Genomic DNA, 16,941 nt, shown 5'->3' on the forward strand with positions numbered 1-16,941 from the left:
GATGACCGCTCCGCTCCCCCAGGACGCGGAAGGGCTGCGCGCCCGCACGAAGCTCGCGAAGAAGTGGGCCTACCTGCTCAGCTCCAAGACGTTCGTCCCGATGGCCAACGCCGAGCTGGAGCGCCAACTCCTCGGCCTGGTCGAACGGCTGTGCGCCGCGGTGGTGACCGAGGCGCTGGCGCAGCGCGCCGGCCGGGAGGCCGGCGACGCGCTGGTCGCGATGAACTGCACATCGGCCGAGAGCCTCCAGGTGTCGGTGGAGATCGTGAGCAAGGGACTGCTCGGCATGCCCTCGCTCGCCCCGCCGGACAAGCTGCGCGAACGCGTGGTCGACGTGATCGCCTCACTCGCGGCCGGGTTCGTGGACCGGGTCAGGGCGACCACGTTGGCCCAGCAGGAGCAGCTGGGCCGCTCGCTGTACCGGGCGATGCGCCAGGCCCAGGCGGAACTCCAGGTCAGCGAGGCCCGGTTCGAGCTGTTGGAGCAGCACCTGTCCACCGGCATCGCGACCACCGACCTGGACGGCGTGCTGGTGCGGTCGAACGCCGCGCTGGCCCGAATCCTGGACCGGCAGTCGGCCGGGCTGACCGGGATGTCGCTGTTCGAGCTGGTGCACCCGGACGAGCGGGCCGGGCTGCGGGCCGACTTCGCGGCGCTGATCGCGGGCGGCACGGCGTCGATCAGCCAGCCGCGCCAGCTGCTGCGCGCCGACGGCGAGCTGGCCTGGGTGACGCTCACGCTGTCGCCGCTGCGCCGGATCGAGGGCCCGCCGCAGGTGATGGTGCTCGCCGAGGACGCGACCGACGTCAACCTGCTGCAGGGCCAGCTCAACCACCAGGCGCTGCACGACGTGCTGACCAGGCTGCCGAACCGGCAGTACTTCACCAGCCGGCTGGAACAGGCGCTGCGCACCGCGGACCCGGGCACCGGCATCAGCGTGTTCCACCTCGACCTGGACGGGTTCTCCCGGATCACCGGCGGTCTGGGCCGCGAGGTCGGCGACCACGTGCTCAAGATCGTCGCCGGTCGGCTCCAGGCGGTCGTCGTCGAGGAGACCGCGATGGTGGCCCGGTTCGGCCACGACGAGTTCGCGATCCTGGTGGAGAACACGCCGACCACACCGGACGTGGTGACGATGATCCGGCGGATCAACGACCTGCTGTCCGTGCCGTTCCACTCCGGCGGCAGCCGGGTGGCGGTGTCGGCGACGATCGGCGTGGTGCACCGGCCGCCGCGCGACTCGGCGCCGTCGGCCCTGCTCGACTCGGCGGATCTGACGTTGCGCCGGGCCAGGGGCAACGGCCGCCGGCAGTGGGAGCTGGCCGACCGGGCGGAGGACGGCCGCGACCGGCGCACGTTCAGCCTGGCCGCGACCATGCCCGGCGCGTGGGAGAACGGCGAGATCCAGGTGCTGTACCGGCCGGTGGTGCGGCTGTCCGACGAGCGGATCGAGTCGGTCGAGGCGTTGTTGCGGTGGGACCACCCGAAGTTGGGCGGGCTGCCGCACGAGCAGTGCCTGGCGTTGGCCGAGGACACCGGGCTGATCGTGCCGCTGGGCGAGTGGGCGCTGCGGGTCGCGTGCGACCAGGCGCGGGCGTGGCGGCGGGAGCTGCGGCGCGACCTGCCGGTGCGGTGGGCGTTGACGCCGAGCCAGGCGGCGGACCCGGACCTGCTCGGCGTGGTGCGCGAAGTGCTGTCCGACACCGGGCTGCCGCCGTCGTCGCTGCGGCTGGGCGCGCCCGCTCAGGCGCTGTTCGGCGACCGCGGTGAGGCGGCCGACAACCTGCGTTACCTGGCCGAGGACGAGGTCGGCGTGGAGCTGGAGGAGTTCACCGCCGCGCCCGCCGACCTGCTGCGCCTGCTGGAGGGGCTGCCGGTGCGCGCGGTGCGGATGACCCAGTCGCCCGCCGCGGAGCCGGATTCGGCCGTGGCGGGGGCGTTGGCCCGTGTGCTGGAGGTGGTGCGTGACGCCGGCGTCGGCCTGACCGCGGTCGGCGTCACGACACCCGGACAAGCCCGGTGGTGGCGGGAGGTGGGTGCGGACACCGCGTCCGGCCCCCTGTTCGCTCCCGCCGGTCCACCGGACGCGATCAACCGATGGTGCAGGTGAAGACGGACGCGTTCGGGACGCCGTCGGCCAGGAACCCGAACGTGGTGCTCTCCCCCGGCTTCACCCCCGCGTTCCACGAGAGGTTGCGCGCGGTCGCGGTCTTGCCGTCGCTGATGACGGTCGCGCCCCAGACGTGCCGGATGTGCTGACCGGGGCCCAGCGGCCAGAACACCTGCCAGCCGTTGGACGGCGCGTTCTCCGCGTGCCGCAGGGTGACCTCGGCGTGGAACCCGGTGCCCCACTGCGCGACCACGCGCATCGTCGCCGTGCAGTCGCCGCGGGTCGTCTTGAAGTCCGGCAACTCGTCGAGCGTGATCACGTGCGGGTCGTGGTAGACGCGTTGCACGAAGTCGCGCGGGTTGACCACGCCGTCCTGGATGAACGAGCCGGACCAGGTGACGAACCAGCTCCAGCGGGCCTCGTAGGCGCGCACCAGCTCCGGGTCCGGGATGGAGCCGACCTCGCCCAGCGCCACCAGCTTGCGGTCCCGGCCCAGCTCGACCAGCCGTTCGTACGGTCCGATCACCGGGCCGTGATCGCCCTGCGGCGGGTAGGAGTCCATGCTCACCACGTCGACCACGTCGTCACCCGGGTACCACTCGGGCGCGATCGAGTTCCACACCCAGATGAGGTTGTGCAGGCCGTGGTGGCCGACCAGGCGCTGGTGCATCAGCCGGTACAGCTCCTTGGCCGGGCCGGGCCCCTTGGCGCCCCACCAGAACCAACCGCCCTCGGCCTCGTGCAGCGGTCGCCACAGCACCGGCACCTTCGCGTCCGCGAGGCGCTTGAGCTGCACCGCGATCGCGTCCATGTCCCGGATCAGCAGCCGGTAGTCCGCCGACGTGGGATCGGCCAGCGCGGCGGCGACGTCGAACGTGGTCGCGTCGGTGTAGAAGCCGCGCCACCACTCCTTGCCCGGCTGGTCGATCAGGCCGCTCGGCGCGTTCCAGTGCCACGCCAGGGTGACGATGCCGCCGCGCTGGTCGTAGGCGAGGGCGTGGTCGACGTCCCGGCCGACCGTGCCGCGCTCGACCCGGCTCGGTGAGTAGTCCATCAGGTCCAGGCCCGCGATCGCGGGCGCCTTGCCGATGTTCTGCTCGACCCAGTCGATGCTCGCCTGGTCCTGCTGGCCCGACAGGGTGTTCTTGCCGTGGTTCGCGGCCAGGTAGCGCATCAGGCCCTTGGCCTCGGGGGTGGCGGCCGGGTCGGTGAGCGCGCCGGTGACCTGGTGCGGCGGTCGCGGCGCGCTGGGCGTCACCTTGATCGCGTCGATCAGGTACCAGCCCCAGTTGTTGGTGATGGTGATGGTGTTGTCGCCCTCGCGCAGCAACACCTTGCCCGCGGGGATCGAGGTGAACGTGGGGTGCTCGGGGAAGGAGACGTCGCCGAGTCCGCTGCCGTTGAGCGACAGCGAGGCCGTCTTCGGGCCGTACGGGGTGGCGTAGCGGACGGTGAGGTCGTGCAGGCCTCCCGGGCTGTCCGGGATGGTGATGGTCACGTGGTCCGCGGCCTCGTCGAACCCGGTGACGTAACCGGTTCCGGAGAACCCTTCGACGGTCGTCTCTACCACCACGCCGGATAACGCGCCGTCCTCGGCCTCGATCCAGTCGCCGGGCGCGGCGGCGGCCGCGGGTGGGGCGAGAGCCAGGGCTAACAGCGAGACGAGCAGCAACAACCTCACGTCGTTCTTGTCCCTTCACCGTCGTTGGCAGGGGCGCTAGCCTCGGTCCCTATGCGTTCTGGGAGCGCTCCCAGAGAGCATAGGGCGCACGACACGCACAACAAAGGAGTTGTTCGTCAACGCATCCACGAGTCCCCGACTGGCCGCCCCAGGGCCGGCCGTCGCCGGATTGGTGGATGGACCGGCCATCGCCATCAGCCCACCGCAGGCCGCCGCCGCGACCACGATCTGCGAGAAGTACGGCTCCACGACAATCGAGGGCGGCCGGTACGTCGTCCAGAACAACGAGCGGGGCAGGCGATGCTTCCACCTTCCGGGTGCCTGACGACTGGGTCGTCGCCCAGACTGTGCACTTGACCAGTTCTCTGCTCGACCACGCAGCCCGAGAGGCCATGAACGGGTGTTCCGGACGTCGCCGACTGCTGCCGCTGGCCGTTGTCACCGTCGTGGTGACCGTGCTCGCGGCGACGAACGTGCTGCCCCCGTGGCCGGGCCTGCCCCACCTGCTGGCGCTGCCGCCGATGGATCTGTTCGCCGATCTGCGGGTGCTGCTCACCCGGGCGACTTCGGTGCCGGCGTTCGTGCTGTTGCTGGTGCTGGTGCTCACCGTGCGCGTCCTGGCGATGGCCGTGATGCTCGGCGGCCCCAGCCGGGCCACGGTGCGGTTCGCGGCCCTGTTCTACGGCATTGTGCTGCTACCGGTGCTCGTCGGCGCGCAGTTGGACTACATGGCCTTCGCGATGCTGTTCGCGCGGTTGTTCTGGCCGGCGGTGGCGCTGGTGGCGGCGCTCGGTCTGCTCGCCGGCCCGGTGCCATGGCAGGGCAGTCCGCGGCTGCGCACGGCACTGCGGCGAACCTGGCGCGGCGGTCTGCGCGTCGGGGTCATGCTGCCCTACGCCGCGGTGATCGTGCTGCTCGGTGTGGTCACCGACGCGTGGCCGGAGCCGATGGTGACGGTGGCGCTGGTGCCGGTCTCGGCGCTGGCCACCGGGTTCACCATCGTGCTGCTCAGCCGGCCGCCCAGGCCCGGAGCGCGGCGCCGCCTCGCCGTCGCCGCCGCCGCGTCCACGGTGGCGGGCACCGTGTTCATCGCCACCCGCCCGCACGAGCCCGCGCCCCGGCCCCCACCCAGGGAGGGCTCGATGATGGTCATGTCAGGCATCAACTCCTCCTCGGGAAACGGCGGCATGTTCCACACGCGACCGGAGAAGTTCGGCCTGACCTGTGATCAGATCTACTACTACTCCTATGCGGGGCCGGGCGACGGACAGCCCCGCGGAGTCGCGGAATGCCCGATCCGCACCGGCGCACCCTTCGAGGCCGTGCACACCCACCGGCCGATGGCCGAGCAGGCGGCGCTGTTCGCCGAGCAGGTCCGCGACCTGCCCCGACCGCTGATGGTGATGGCCCATTCCCACGCCGCGTGGGTGGCCTGGACCGCCGTGGCCGGCGGCATGGCGCCCCAGGTCGACGTGCTCGTCCTGAACGGCCCGTTCCGGCAGAGCATCCAGGGTTACCCGCCACCGGGCCAGAACGGTCCCGGCAAGACCGCCGGTGACCTGCTTCGGCTGTCGGTGCACCTCGGCAACCTGTTCGGCGCCAACCACGAGCCCGACTCACCCGCCGCCCGCGAGACACTCGCGGACCCGACAGCGCCCACCGCGATCTTCGCCCGCCCGCTACCCCCGGGCGTGCGCGCGATCGCCGTGCACGCGACGGTCGATCTGCCACTGCAGCCGTCCGGCTGGCGGCTGCCGATCGAACACAACACGTGCCCACTGCGCGTAGCCCACTCATCCCTGCCCGGATCGGACGCGACGACCGAGGAGGTGAACCGCTTCCTCGACCGCAGGCCGCCACCACCGTGCCCGCCATGGCGGGACTGGGGCGTGCCGATGACCCGAGGCTTCACCGTCCCCGCAACACGGACCCCACCACGAGCCCCACCACACAGCACTGTCCCCGTCCCCGGTAGCTCTCGCCGAAGGTGGCGCGGGCCATGTCGAGCGGGCCCGACGCACGCTACAGCTGCGGGCCGGCCTGCTGTGGCGGGGCGAACTCGCCAGCGCCCGTGCTGATGATCCGGCGTCGCATCGACGAGGACCTGCGCACCCTCCGGGTCGCGGCGGAGGCGGCGTCGCCGGAGGTGCGCGGCCTACTGGCCGCGGTCGCCACCCGCGTCCACTCCCTGATCACCGCCGGTAGCCCGGCCGCACCGTCGTGACCGCGTATCGACCGACTAGCGTGAGCACATCGACCACAGGCCGGCGCGAAAGAGGGATGGCATGTACCAAGAGGAGAAGCCGACCATGGCGCCGAACGATATCGACCTCAGCCGTCCCAGCGCCGCGCGCGTGTACGACTACTACCTCGGCGGGGCGCACAACTTCGCCGTCGACCGCAAGATGGCCCAGCAGGCGATCGCGATGTGGCCCGACCTGCCGCTGATCATGCAGGCCAACCGCGCCTTCCTGCGCCGCGCGGTCCGCCACTGCGTGTCCGCTGGTGTACGCCAGTTCCTCGACCTCGGATCGGGCATCCCCACCGCGGGCAACGTCCACGAAGTGGCCAGGGCAGCCGCTGCGGACGCCCGCGTGGTCTACGTCGACATCGACCCGGTCGCCGTCGCCCACAGCAGGAGCATCCTCGGCGACGACCGACAGACCACGGTGGTGCACGCCGACCTGCGCCACCCGGACCAACTGCTCACCCGCCCGGAGGTCACCTCACTGCTGGACTGGAACCAGCCGGTGGCCGTGATGATGGTCGCGGTCCTGCACTTCGTGCCGGACGACGACAACCCCGCGAAGACCATCACCGACTACCGGAACGCCCTGGCACCGGGCAGCTTCCTGGTGATGTCCCACGCGACGCACGAGGGCCGGCCGCAGCAGGCCGACGAGCACCAGGACTTGTACCGGCGCACCCCGACCCCGATGACCATGCGCTCACGCGCCGAGGTCACGGCCTTCTTCGACGGCTTCGACCTGGTCGACCCCGGTGTGGTGTACCTGCCGCTGTGGCGGCCGGAATCGCCCGACGAGGTCGACGAACACCCCGAGCGGTTCACCGGTCTCGCCGCCGTCGGCCGCAAACCCTGACCGGTCGTCGACGAGGTCACGCCCCGTCAAGACGGGCCTGGCTCTGCTGCGAGCAACCTGACGCCCTGGGCGAGCACTCACAACGCGCGCCGGCGGACGTGCTCGCCCCCTCGTGCGCGGCAGCAGGTGCTCGACACCGCTCAGCGCGAGGCCGGACAGGTACCCCAGCACGCCGACGACGAGCAGCGCGACGCGCTCGGCGAGGGTACGAAACTGGCTCACCGCTGCGCGGCCGGACCTTTGACCGAACGCGCGATCGAGCCCACACGCTCGGCCACGCCACCCACCTCCCGCCGACCGTGTCCCGGTAGGTTGCGGCGGGTCGACCTGGCGGGTGCGGCGCACCTGGGACTGGTGTCGGGTGTGGTCCGACTACGCCGGAAGACGCGATGGCTCGTCGTCCGCCGCGCCCGGCGGGTTCACGCTGAACGGTCTGGCGTGCGGGTGATGCCATCCGAGGGGATGCCACCCGACGGGATTCCGCACAGTTCGTCGGCGGCGGCCCACAACTCTTCCTCGCGCCGCTCGTCGTAGGACTCCGACGATGACGGGATCACCTCGCCCTTGCTGATGTAGGCACCGCTGTCAGCGGGACGGGGCCCCGTCATCGTCTCTGCCAGCAGCCGACCGGCCTTGGCCGGGCTCGTGGCGAAGGGCAGGGCGACGAGGGCCTTGCCCGCGACGCGGAAGATGGCCTGGCTGAACCGGTCGGCATCGCGCGCCAGCCCCGTGCCCGGCACCAGGCCGGGGTTGTAGGAGTAGACGTCGACGCCCTCGGGCAGACGGCGTTGGAGGGCGTGCACGAGGTAGATCACGCCGAGTTTGCTGGTGGCGTACGCGCGCCTGCCCGCGACGCCGGTGTCCTCTCCCGGCTGGGCCAACTTGCGGGGGTCGTCCCACCGCGGCGCCGGGATGAAGCCCAGGCTGTTGTAGTCGCTGTCGTGCACGTCGCTGCCCACCACGACGATCCGCGCGGGGTTGGTGAAGCGCGGCATGAGCAGGTTCAGCAGCAGGTAGTAGGCCAGCACGTTCACGCCGAAGGTCATCTCCACGCCGTCGGCGGTGACCTTGCGCGTGCTGGTCATCTGCAGGCCCGCGTTGCCCAGGAACCCGTCCAGCGGTCCGTCCACTTCGGACGCCGCGCGCCGGATGTCGGCGAACGACGCCAGGTCGCACACCACCTCGGAGACGTTGCGGTTGCCGGTCCGCTCGGCCAGTTCGGCGGCCAACCCGGGCCTGCGGTTGAACACGAGCAGGTGCCGGTCCGGGTGGTGGCGCAGCAGGTGTTCGGCGGCGTGGCGGCCGAGGCCCCGGCTCGCGCCGGTCATCAACGTGGTTCCCATGGTCACTCCCTCATCGAGTGGTACGTCGTTCTAACTGGTACTGAGTACCGTACCGAACTTCGTACCGAACCGCTATGCTGAGCCCATGTCGGGACGGATGCCGCTGCGTGAGCGCAAGCAGCAGCGCGCGCGGGAGCAGATCGTGGAGGCGGCGTTCGCGCTGTTCGCCGAACGCGGGTTCGCCGACGTGACGGTGGCCGACATCGCCGAACGGGCCGAGGTCGGCCGCACCACGTTCTTCCGCTACTTCGGCGACAAGCAGGAAGTCGTCTTCTCCGACGAGCAGGTGCTGCTGGAGGAGCTGACCGAGCGGCACCGCGCCCAGCCACCGGTCCGGGACCTGGCGGGCGCCGTGGCGCAGATCCGCGCGGTGGTGCTGGAGCTGTGCCACAAGTTCACCGCGAACGAAGAGCACTACCGGGCGCACGAGAAGCTGCTCAACGACAACGCGGAGTTGCGCGACCGGGCGGCCCGCAAGTACGCCCGGTTCGCCGAGGTCTTCCACACCACCCTGCTCGACCACGGCGCGCCGCCCGTGGTGGCCGCCCTCGCGCCGCAGATCGCGTTGGCGTGCTTCCAGGCTGGGCGCGAGTTGGCGGGCGGCGACCCGACCACGCTGCCGGGCGCGGTGGACTCCGCGTTCGCACAGCTGAGCGAACTGGCCGGGCCCGACATCGCCTGATCACCGGCCGGGTGTCGGACCGGTGGGTTAGGTTTCACCTGCCATGCGACTCATCGGACGGGATCATCCAGCCGGGGTGCTGCGCGCCGAGATCGACCGCGCCACCCGGAGCCACGGCGGGCTGGTGCTCGTCGCCGGCGAGGCCGGGATCGGCAAGACCACGCTGGTCACCGGGGCGGCCGAGGAAGCCCGGCGGCAGGACGCGCTGGTGCTCGGCGGGTCCTGTTGGGATTCCGACAGCGCGCCCGGCTACTGGCCGTGGGTGCAGGTGATCCGGGCGCTGCGCCGGGCCGTCACGCCCGAGGAGTGGGCGGCGATCGACCGGGGTCCGCTGGCGGTGCTGCTCGGCGAGGCGCAGTCGGAGCACACGCCGGAGAGCTTCCCGCTCTACGACGCGGTGGCGACGGCGCTGGTCGCCGTGTCGCACCACCGGCCGGTGGTGGTCGTGCTGGAGGACCTGCACTGGGCCGACCCGGCGTCGTTGAAGCTGCTGGAGTTCACCGCTCAGCACACCTGGTTCGAACGGGTGCTGGTGGTCTGCACCTACCGCGATGCCGAGGTCGACGCCGAGGACCACCCGCTGCGGCCGTTGATGACGCCGTTGATCGGCCGGGCGGTCACGGTCGCCTTGACCGGTCTCGCGCCGGCCGAGGTCGGCGAGTTGATCTCGCGCACGGCGGGCCGTGAGCCGGACCCGGACCTGGTCGCCGAGGTGCACCGGCGCACCGGCGGCAACCCGTTCTTCGTCGAGCAGACCGCCCGGCTGTGGCACGGCGGCGGCCCGGTGACCGCGATCGCCCCCGGCGTGCGGGACGCGTTGCGCCGGCGGCTGTCGTTGCTGCCCGCGCCGGTCCGCGACCTGCTGGCCACGGCCGCCGTGCTCGGCCGCGAGTTCCACCGCAAGGTGCTGGCCGCGGTCGCGTCGCTGCCGGTGCCCGCGGTGGACCGGCTGCTCGACCAGGCCGCGCAGGCCCGGCTGGTGCTGGGTCTGGGCGGCGGCCGGTTCTCCTTCGCGCACGACCTGGTGCGCGAGGCGCTGTACGCGTCACTGTCCGATGTGGACGCACAGCACGCGGCTGTGGTGCGCGCGTTGGACGGCACCCCGGCCGACCAGGTGTTACCCGCCGATCTGGCCAGGCACGCACATCTGGCGGGCGACTTGCTGCCCGCCGACCGCGCGGTGGACCTGATGGTGGCGGCGGGCCGGGACGCGAGCCGGCGGATCGCGGTCGAGGAGGCCGTCGGCCACTACCGACGGGCGTTGGAACGCGCCCAGGGCACCAGGCGGCGGATCGCCGTCGCCTTGGAGCTGGGCCACGAGCTGTACCACTGCGGCGAACCCGCCGAGGCGCAGCGGGTCTTCGCCGAGGCGGCGGACGCCGCGCGTGGACTGGACGACCCGGAGCCGTTGGCCCGGGTGGCGCTGGCGATCTACCGGTTCGCCGACGTCGAGGACGTGGCGGTCGGGGCGCTGCGCGAGGCCTACGCCCGGCTGATCGGACCGCCACCGGACGTGCCGCCGGAGGTGCTGGCGCGCGAGATGAGCATGCACGCCACCGAGGCGGCGCGGGGTGGTGGCGACGACGACGCGTTGGCGTCGGGTCTGTGGTCGATGCACGACACCACGCCCGGCATCGGCAACGCCGAGCTGCGGCTGGCGTTGACCGACGAGCTGATCACGGTGTCGCGGCGCAGCGGCGACCACACGACCGAGCACTTCGCCAGCTCGTTCCAGTGGGTGGCGTTGGTGGAGTTGGGCGATCCGCGCTACTTCGACCAGCTGCACACGTTCGTGGCGTTGTCCGAGCGGCTGGGCGTGACCAGGTTCAACTTCACGGCGGCCATCGACCAGTGCATCATCGCCACCATGCAGGGCCGGTTCGCCGAGGCGGAGGCATTCCTGTCCAGGGCGACCGAGCTGGGCGCGGACAGTCACACCGGGTTCCGGGTGATGTACCTGCACCTGCGGTGGGCGCTGATGCTGCCGCAGGGTTCGTTCGCCAGGCTGGACGAGTTGGCGGCCGAGATCGCCTCGAGCAGCTACCCGTGCCCCGGTCTGCTGGCCGGCCTCACCGCCCTCGAACGCGGCGACGTGGCCACCGCGCGGCGTTACCTGGACCAGCCCGTGGACGACCGCTACCGGGCGTCGTTCGAGCCGCTGTGGCTGCGGTTCCACGCCCAGTTCGCGCTCGCCGCGGGTGACCGTGAGCTGGCCGCGCGGGTGCGCTCGCAGTTGGCGCCGCACCGGGGCAAGTGGCTGGTGTCGTTGTACGGGTGCGATATCAGCGGGCCGGTGGACCTGTGGCTCGGCGTGGTGGACCTGGCGTTGGGCCGGTGTGCCGAGGCGGTGGAGGAGTTGACCGCGGCGCAGCGGTCGGCGGAGCTGATGCGGGCCCGGCCGTGGGCCGTGCGGGCGCGCCGTCACCTGGCGGAGGCGTTGCGCGCGCAGGGGTCTCCGGCGGCGGACCTGGCCGCGTCCGCCGCGCGGGACGCGGCCACGTTGGGCCTGCACTCGTTGGCGGATCACCAGCCCGCCAACGAGTTCCGCCGCGACGGCGACGTGTGGGCGTTGTCGTACGGCGGGGTCACGGTGCGGCTGCCGGACTCGAAAGGGCTGCGCGACCTGCACGTCCTGCTGAGCGCTCCGGGCGAGCCGGTGGCCGCGGTGTCGTTGCTGGCGCCGGAAGCCGTGGCGTCCGCACGTCTGGGCGGCGATCCGGTGCTGGACGACGAGGCCAAGGCCCGCTACCGCAGGCGGTTGGCGCAGCTCGACGACGAGATCGACCGCGCGTTCGACGACAACCGCGCCGCCGCCCTCGACCGCGAGCGCGCGGCCCTGCTGGAGGAACTGCGTGCGGCCGCCGGCCTGGCCGGCCGCACCCGCAGGCTCGGCGACGAGGCCGAACGCGCCCGCAAAGCCGTCACCGCCCGAATCCGCGACACCCTCCGGAAACTGGACGAACGCCACCCCGATCTCGCGGCCCACCTGCGTGAGGCCGTGTCGACCGGGGCGACGTGCATCTACTCAGGACAGGAACACTTCCGGCTGTAGCTCCGTTTTCGGAGCATCACTTCCGGTTGTACAGGCGCATGGTCCAGGCGCCGAACACGACGGTGAACACGACGCCGTAGCCGAGCGTCCACAGCATGGCGTCGGTGTCGAAGCCGCCCGCCATCAGCGACCGCACCGCCGCCACCAGCTTGCTGATCGGGTTGACGTTGACGAACGGCTGGAGCCAGCCGGGCATGGTGGCCGGGTCGACGTAGACGTTGGACAGGAACGTCAGCGGGAACAGCACCAGCATGCTCACGCCCATCACGGACTTCTCGCTGCGCAGCAGCAGGCCGAACATCGTCCAGATCCACGAGAACGCGAACGAGAACGCCACCAGCACCGCCACCCCGAGCACGACACCGACGAACCCGCCGCCGGGCCGGAAACCCAGGATCAGGCCCACGATCATGATCGTGGTGGACGCCAGCACGTACCGCAGCAGGTCGCCCAGGATGTACCCGACCATCGGCGCGGGCCGCCAGATCGGCAGCGTGCGGAACCGGTCGAACACGCCCTTCTCGATGTCGGTGTTCACCGCGACACCCGTGTACATGGTGATCATCACGACGCTGGTCACGGTGATACCGGGCAGCAGGTACTGGATGTACTCCCCCGGCGAGCCCGCGAGCGCGCCGCCGAACAGGTAGGTGAACATCAGGATCATCATGATCGGGAACGCGGTGACGTCGAACAGCTGCTCCGGCACGTGCTTGATCTTGAGCACCGCGCGCCAGCCGAACGTGAGCGACGCGGACAACGCGCTCGGGCGGTTGGGCCGCTCGGTCTCCAGCAGCGCCGCCGCCAAGTCCTCCGCCTTGGGTGCGGGCAGGAGCTCGGGTTCCTTGGTGACGGTCACGCCGCCGCCTCCTTCTTGTCGGTCTTGTCGGTCTTGTCGGTGAGGGCCAGGAAGACCTCGTCCAGGCTGGGCTGGCCGAGGGAGAACGTGTCGACGGTGATGCCCTCGCGGGCGAGTTGGGCCAGCGCCTCGGCGGCCTGCTCGTGGGCCCGGACGGTCAGGCGCGCGGTCAACGCGACCGGGTCGGAGTCCAGCAGCACGTCGGCGTCCAGCGCGCGTTTCAGCACCTGCTGCGCCTGTGGCCGCTGGTCGGCGTCACGCAGGCGCAGGTGCACCGAGCCGACACCGACCGACGCCTTCAGCTCGCCCTTGGTGCCCTCGGCGATGACCTTGCCGTGGTCGATCACCGCGATGCGGGACGCGAGTTGGTCGGCCTCGTCCAGGTACTGCGTGGTCAGCAGCACGGTGGTGCCGTGCGCGACGATCGCCCGGATGATGTCCCACACCTGGTTGCGGCTGCGCGGGTCCAGGCCGGTGGTCGGCTCGTCCAGGAACAGCAGCTTCGGCGTGTTGAGGATGCTGGCCGCGATGTCCAGCCGGCGCCGCATACCGCCCGAGTAGTGCTTGACCTGCTTGGCCGCCGCGTCGGTCAGGCCGAACGCCTCCAACAGCTGCGCGGCCCGGTTCCGGGCGTGGACGCGGGTGTGGCCCAGCAGCCTGCCCAACAGGATCAGGTTCTCGGTGCCGGTCAGGTCCTCGTCCACCGAGGCGTACTGCCCGGTGAGGCTGACGAGTTGCCGCACGGAGTCCGGATCGGTGCGCACGTCGCGGCCGAACACCCGCGCCTCCCCGTCGTCGGGTCGCAGCAGCGTGGCGAGCAGGCGGACCGTCGTGGTCTTGCCCGCGCCGTTCGGGCCGAGCAGGCCGTACACCGCCCCGGCGGGCACGGTCAGGTCGACGCCGTCCACCGCGCGGGTGTCGCCGAAGACCTTGACCAGGCCCGACGTTTCGATGGCGTTCATGATTTTCCCCTTCTGGGAGAGATACCGCTAGGAGACGTAGGGGCGTCGGGTGCGGGCTTCTTTCAGGGCCGACGCCCACCAGGAGAGTTGGTCGAACATCGCTTCCGCGGCACACCGGCGGTGCTCGGAGTCGAGCGGTTCGTCCGCGAGCAGGTTCACGCCGACGCCGGTGCGCACAGTCATGACGTGCAGCTCGGTGAAAACTGTTCGGAGCTGTTCCACCGCGTGGAAGCCCTGGGAGCCGGAGCCGTAGGAGACGAACCCGGCGGGCTTGGCGCGCCACTCGTCGTAGGCGTAGTCGATGGCCTGCTTGAGGGAGGCGGGGAAGCTGCGGTTGTACTCGGGCGTGACGACGACGAACCCGTCCGCGTCCGCCACCTGGCCGGTGAACCGCCGCATCTCCGCGGTCGGCTGCGCCGGGTAGCACGGCGGGAAGTCGTAGTCCGCCAGGTCGACCACGACCGGTTCCACGTCGGCACGCTGTGCCGCGACCCCGGCGACCCACCTGCCGATAACGTCACCGACGCGTCCCTGGCGGGTGCTGCCGATGATCACCGCGATGTGCAACGGCTGCATCTGCCACCTCCTCTCACCGAGAAGGCGCGAGACACCCCGCTAGACCAGATCTAGCACCCGCGTGTCCAACCCCCAGAACACGCGTGTCCAACGCCCAGAACGCGCGAGTTGAACGCCCGGAACGACGAACTCCACGTCCCCGCACGTCGTGACGTGCCGGAACGTGGAGTCCGGGGTGTTCTTGCCAGGTGCTAGATGCGGCAGGTGTCCAGTGAGCTGACCAGGATGGCGCGGGCGCCGACGCGCCACAGCTCGTCCATGATGAACGGGGCGTCGTCGCGCGGCACGAGGGAGCGCACGGCCACCCAGCCTTCGCGGGCCAGCGGCGAGACGGTGGGCGACTCGATGCCGGGCACCAGCTTGAAGGCCTCCTCCTGCGCCTCCACCGGGCAGTCGAAGTCGAGGATCACGTAACGGCGGGCGATCAGCACGCCCTGGAGCCGGCGGTGCAGGATCTCGACCGCGCGCACCGAGTCCCCGTTGCCGGCGACGGTGTCGCCCTGGATCAGCACGGCCTCGGACTTGAGGATCGGCGAGCCGAACGTCTCCAGGCCCGAGGTCTTCAGCGTGATGCCGGTTTCCACCACGTCGGCGATCGCGTCGGCCACGCCCAGTTCCACGGCGGTCTCCACCGCGCCGTCGAGCCGCACGAGGTGCGCCTTGATGCCGAGGTCGGCCAGGTGGTGCTCGACCAGGTGCGGGTAGCTGGTCGCGATCCGCTTGCCCTCCAGGCCGGGGGCGTCGTGGATGCCGCCGGGCTTCGACGCGAAGTAGAACGACGCCCGGCCGAAGCCGAGCGGCAGGATTTCCTTCGCGGACACGGTGGAATCGAGCAGCAGATCACGACCGGTGATGCCGACGTCCAACGACCCCTCGCCCACGTACACCGCGATGTCGCGGGGCCGCAGGAAAAAGAACTGCACATCATTTGCCGGGTCCGCCACGATCAACTCTCGGCCGGACCTGCTCACCCGGTAACCCGCTTCGGCCAGCATTTGGGCCGCGGGAGCACTCAACGAGCCCTTGTTGGGCAGGGCGAAGCGAAGAGGAGCCATGGGCCGAAGTCTCCCACACCGAGCGACCCGTCCTCGTTCCGGGTACGCCCAGGTGTCCCACGTTGTGGAAATCACGCGGTGTCGCGCCGGAGTCACCCGTTCGGGCTTCCCACCAGGTGAGCACGCGGCCCGAAGACATCACCATTCGACCGCATCACGCACCGATTCGGGCAACGTCGTGCGAATACCTCCGTATTCTCGCGGGCAATACCGTCGGCCCATTCATTTCAAATGCGGACCGGCGGTCCGGGCACTAGAAAAACCTGCTCGCCCGGGTTCGACTGGTCAGCGCCCAGCCCGTCGCGAACGACACCGCGATCGCCGCCGCGGCGACCAGGAACGCTTTCACCTCGGCCGGGAACGGTAACGGCCGGGCCGCCACCGCGAGCACGATCAACACCGGCCCCTGGATGAAGAACGCGACGAACGCGCCCCGCGAGAGCGCCACGGCCAGCGGGCCGTCCCGGGTCAGCCGCCGTTGCGCCCAGCCGAGCAGCCACACCGATCCGCCGACCACGAGCACCGCCTCCACCACGGCGAACAGCAGCGCCTGCCACCGCCAGCCGCCGAGGAACGGCCCGGCCTGCCCGGAGAGGTCCGAGACGCCCAGGGCGACGGCGGCCACCGGCACGGACAGGATCGTCAGCACCGCGATCACCCGGCTGCCGCGCCACATCCGTTCGGGCACCCGTTCGGCGAAGCCGGACCCCGCGCCCGCGATGCCGAGACCGAACATCGCGATCAGCTGCGGCCACCACCAGATGTGCAGGTCACCGACCTGACCGCTGCGCGCCGGAACCCACAGCCGCACCGCGAACGTGCTCACCACGACGGCGGCCGTGACCGCCACGAGGTGCACGCCGGTCAGCACGAACGGCGTCAGCCGCGGCCGGCCGAACAGCGCGTAGGCGATGGAGAACAGCAGCAGGATCTCCACGAACCACAGCGAGCCGGAGTCCAGCAGCGGGTCACGGTGGGTGAACACCCACCACGGCGTGACGTCGTGCCCGGCCGCACGGTAGGCCAGCCAGAGCGACAGCGGCCACACCAGCAGCGCCGACACCGCGAACGGGATGCCCAGGCGTACCAGTCTGTCGCCGATGAACCGCGCGATTCCCTTGCGCGCCAACGACTCCGGCGTGAAGAGTCCGGACAGCAGGTAGAAGGTGCCCATCAGGAACAGACCCGACGGGCCCAGGACGGCGGCGAGCACGGCCTCGACGTGCGGCTCAAAGGTGACTTCGTTGACCTCGTCGTACGGCCACCCGCCTACCGCGGAGTACCCGAGGAGCGCGTGCCCGCCGATCACCCAGGCGACGAGCAGCACCTTCAGGTTGTCCACCGCGGCCAGCCGGGACCGCTGCCCCACCTCTGCGGTCATCCTCCCAAGGTAACGCCGGGAGCGCGGAAATGGGCGGGAGGTTGCCGTGCCCGGGGGAGATCGGCCTCGGGCTCACGCTGCCGGGAATCGACTCGTGTGCAGGGCCGGCTGGAAGTGCCCGCGGTGGCGTTCGAGGAAG

14 protein-coding genes are annotated in these 16,941 nt (G+C 71.1%); 7 read left to right on the forward strand and 7 right to left on the reverse strand.

The window, feature by feature from the left end; all coding sequences use genetic code 11:
* The first annotated feature begins 1 nt into the window (after position 1).
* Entirely contained in the window at positions 2-2,110 is a 2,109-nt protein-coding gene (locus tag ALI22I_RS29140; protein WP_077008766.1) for a putative bifunctional diguanylate cyclase/phosphodiesterase, read from the forward strand.
* Here the strand turns inward: ALI22I_RS29140 and ALI22I_RS29145 are convergent.
* On the reverse strand, positions 2,091-3,791 hold the full coding sequence (locus ALI22I_RS29145) for a glycosyl hydrolase (protein WP_077008767.1): 1,701 nt from the start codon (positions 3,789-3,791) through the stop codon (positions 2,091-2,093). The genes ALI22I_RS29140 and ALI22I_RS29145 overlap by 20 nt on opposite strands.
* A 109-nt stretch (positions 3,792-3,900) precedes the next feature.
* Between ALI22I_RS29145 and ALI22I_RS49685 the strand changes: the two genes are divergently transcribed.
* The 4 genes from ALI22I_RS49685 (at position 3,901) to ALI22I_RS29155 (ending at position 6,892) form a co-directional block, all read left to right on the forward strand.
* Positions 3,901-4,116: a hypothetical protein gene (locus tag ALI22I_RS49685; protein ID WP_202971092.1), complete on the forward strand. Its 216-nt coding sequence runs from the start codon at positions 3,901-3,903 to the stop codon at positions 4,114-4,116.
* 28 nt (positions 4,117-4,144) lie between these two features.
* Positions 4,145-5,869, forward strand: a complete 1,725-nt coding sequence (locus ALI22I_RS29150) for a hypothetical protein (protein WP_202971093.1) — start codon at positions 4,145-4,147, stop codon at positions 5,867-5,869.
* Complete coding sequence (locus tag ALI22I_RS51270) at positions 5,869-6,015, forward strand: hypothetical protein (RefSeq protein ID WP_179118405.1); 147 nt, start codon at positions 5,869-5,871, stop codon at positions 6,013-6,015. The genes ALI22I_RS29150 and ALI22I_RS51270 overlap by 1 nt, the downstream gene beginning before the upstream one ends.
* A gap of 85 nt (positions 6,016-6,100) precedes the next feature.
* Entirely contained in the window at positions 6,101-6,892 is a 792-nt protein-coding gene (locus ALI22I_RS29155; RefSeq protein WP_238598625.1) for an SAM-dependent methyltransferase, read from the forward strand.
* A 419-nt stretch (positions 6,893-7,311) separates the two neighbouring features.
* On the opposite strand, the gene ALI22I_RS29160 is transcribed toward ALI22I_RS29155, so the two are convergent.
* On the reverse strand, positions 7,312-8,235 hold the full coding sequence (locus ALI22I_RS29160; RefSeq protein WP_077009278.1) for an SDR family NAD(P)-dependent oxidoreductase: 924 nt from the start codon (positions 8,233-8,235) through the stop codon (positions 7,312-7,314).
* Positions 8,236-8,320: 85 nt separating this feature from the next.
* Between ALI22I_RS29160 and ALI22I_RS29165 the strand changes: the two genes are divergently transcribed.
* Together ALI22I_RS29165 and ALI22I_RS29170 are read left to right on the forward strand one after the other, a co-directional pair.
* The gene (locus ALI22I_RS29165; RefSeq protein WP_077008770.1) at positions 8,321-8,917 is read left to right on the forward strand and encodes a TetR/AcrR family transcriptional regulator; all 597 of its coding nucleotides are present in this window, start codon (positions 8,321-8,323) and stop codon (positions 8,915-8,917) included.
* A 43-nt stretch (positions 8,918-8,960) separates the two neighbouring features.
* Complete coding sequence (locus tag ALI22I_RS29170) at positions 8,961-11,969, forward strand: ATP-binding protein (protein WP_077008771.1); 3,009 nt, start codon at positions 8,961-8,963, stop codon at positions 11,967-11,969.
* 16 nt (positions 11,970-11,985) lie between these two features.
* Here ALI22I_RS29170 and ALI22I_RS29175 read toward each other — a convergent pair whose 3' ends face one another.
* From ALI22I_RS29175 to ALI22I_RS29195, 5 genes are all read right to left on the reverse strand, one after another.
* Positions 11,986-12,828 (reverse strand): ABC transporter permease, encoded by an 843-nt coding sequence (locus ALI22I_RS29175; protein ID WP_077008772.1) that lies wholly within the window; start codon positions 12,826-12,828, stop codon positions 11,986-11,988.
* Complete coding sequence (locus ALI22I_RS29180) at positions 12,825-13,790, reverse strand: ATP-binding cassette domain-containing protein (protein WP_077008773.1); 966 nt, start codon at positions 13,788-13,790, stop codon at positions 12,825-12,827. The genes ALI22I_RS29175 and ALI22I_RS29180 overlap by 4 nt, the downstream gene beginning before the upstream one ends.
* Before the next feature lie 27 nt (positions 13,791-13,817).
* A complete protein-coding gene (locus ALI22I_RS29185; protein WP_077008774.1) occupies positions 13,818-14,366 on the reverse strand; it encodes an NADPH-dependent FMN reductase in 549 nt (182 codons plus the stop codon).
* 191 nt (positions 14,367-14,557) lie between these two features.
* Positions 14,558-15,421, reverse strand: a complete 864-nt coding sequence (hisG, locus tag ALI22I_RS29190) for an ATP phosphoribosyltransferase (protein WP_077008775.1) — start codon at positions 15,419-15,421, stop codon at positions 14,558-14,560.
* Between the two features lie 253 nt (positions 15,422-15,674).
* A complete protein-coding gene (locus ALI22I_RS29195) occupies positions 15,675-16,802 on the reverse strand; it encodes an acyltransferase family protein (RefSeq protein WP_083752096.1) in 1,128 nt (375 codons plus the stop codon).
* Between the last annotated feature and the right edge of the window lie 139 nt (positions 16,803-16,941).

The organism is Saccharothrix sp. ALI-22-I (assembly GCF_001984175.1).
In the GTDB taxonomy this organism is placed as follows: Bacteria; Actinomycetota; Actinomycetes; order Mycobacteriales; family Pseudonocardiaceae; genus Actinosynnema.